2 protein-coding genes are annotated in these 1,416 nt (G+C 63.3%); one reads left to right on the forward strand and one right to left on the reverse strand.

What is annotated here, in order from left to right:
- On the reverse strand, positions 1-673 hold a 673-nt coding region (locus I73_RS16885; RefSeq protein WP_026096856.1), incomplete at its 3' end, for a DNA adenine methylase.
- Between the two features lie 502 nt (positions 674-1,175).
- Here I73_RS16885 and I73_RS34090 point away from each other — a divergent pair.
- Positions 1,176-1,416, forward strand: a 241-nt coding sequence (locus tag I73_RS34090) for a hypothetical protein (protein WP_234409532.1), incomplete at its 3' end; no start/stop codon positions are given.

Raw genomic sequence — 1,416 nt, forward strand, 5'->3', positions numbered from 1 at the left:
GGAAGCCCTCGAAGCAGCGGCGGATGTCGGGGTGGTCGTTCAGACTCACGATCACCTTGCCCTTGGCGCTGCGCATCTTGGCCGCCAGCAGCTCGTACTCGGCCCAGGGGAAGTCCATGCCATAGCCCTCGGTCTGCCAGTAGGGCGGGTCCGCGTAGAACAGCGTGTGGGGCCGGTCATAGCGGTCCAGGCAGGCCGACCAGGTCAGGTGCTCCACATAGACGCCCGAGAGCCTCAGGTGGGCCGCGCTGAGCTGCTCCTCGATGCGCAGCAGGTTCACCGCGGGCTGGGTGGTGGCGGTGCCCCAGGTCTGGCCGTCGACCTTGCCCCCGAAGGCCTGCTGCTGCAGGTAGTAAAAGCGCGCCGCGCGCTGGATGTCGGTCATGCCCTCCACGTTGGCGTCCTGCATCCACTTGAACACTTGGCGCGACGACAGGGCCCACTTGAACTGCCGGATGAACTCCTCCAGGTGGTTCTGCACCACGCGGTAGAGGTTCACCAGCTCCCCGTTGAGGTCGTTGACCACCTCCACCTCGGCCGGGGGCCGCAGGAAAAACAGCGCCGCGCCGCCAGCGAACAGCTCCACATAGCAGCTGTGGGGCGGAAAGCGGTGCAGCAGGGTGTCGGCCAGGCGGCGCTTGCCGCCCATCCAGGGAACGATCGGGGATGCCATGGGTACTTCCGGGGGTTGAGAAAAATTCAGGCCTTGGCGGGGCTGGTGGACTGGGGCACGTAATCGCGCCAGGTGAAGTTCGTGCTGGTCTGCCAGCCATTGAAGCGTGTGCGCTGAACCAGCGGAGGCGCCTCCCATCTCGAAGAGAAGAGGTCATCAATTCTGCGTATGGACTACAGCTCATCCAAAGCCAACACGCCCCCCCGCCGACAGGCTCCTACATGTCACTGGGCTATCCTGCTTCCACAAGGAAGAACTGATGGAACCAGGGGACCAATTGCAGGCGACAACAGCATTTCAAGTTGGGCAGTGGATACAGCAGGTTGACCGACTGATTGATGAGGGCCGTTGCAACTGCCCCACCTTCCTTAGACCCCACCACTTTGTGACCCTCGCCATGGCGCTGGGGACCAGGCCCACAGAAGGACTACGGCTTCCCCCCGCGCTCCAGCCGTATGCCGCGCGAATGCAGCTATGGGAGGCCGTAGGCCTTAAGCCACCGGTGGAGGTTCAAGCCCATGACCCGGGAGGGCGCTTTGTACCGATGGTGAGAATTGAGGATCGCGACTGCATCGCGGAGACAGCGGCACAGCTAGCAGCGATCACCGCCACCTATGGCGCAGACGGGCAAACAACCGATGCCGTTCGCACCTCGATGATGGAAATCCTTGAGAACTGTTTTGCTCATGCCGAAGTGCCTGTGCAACTGAAGGGCGTTGCCTGCGCCCAAAGCTGGCCGCCGC

It is taken from the genome of Ideonella sp. B508-1 (assembly GCF_000333615.1).
Classification (GTDB): domain Bacteria; phylum Pseudomonadota; class Gammaproteobacteria; order Burkholderiales; family Burkholderiaceae_C; genus Ideonella.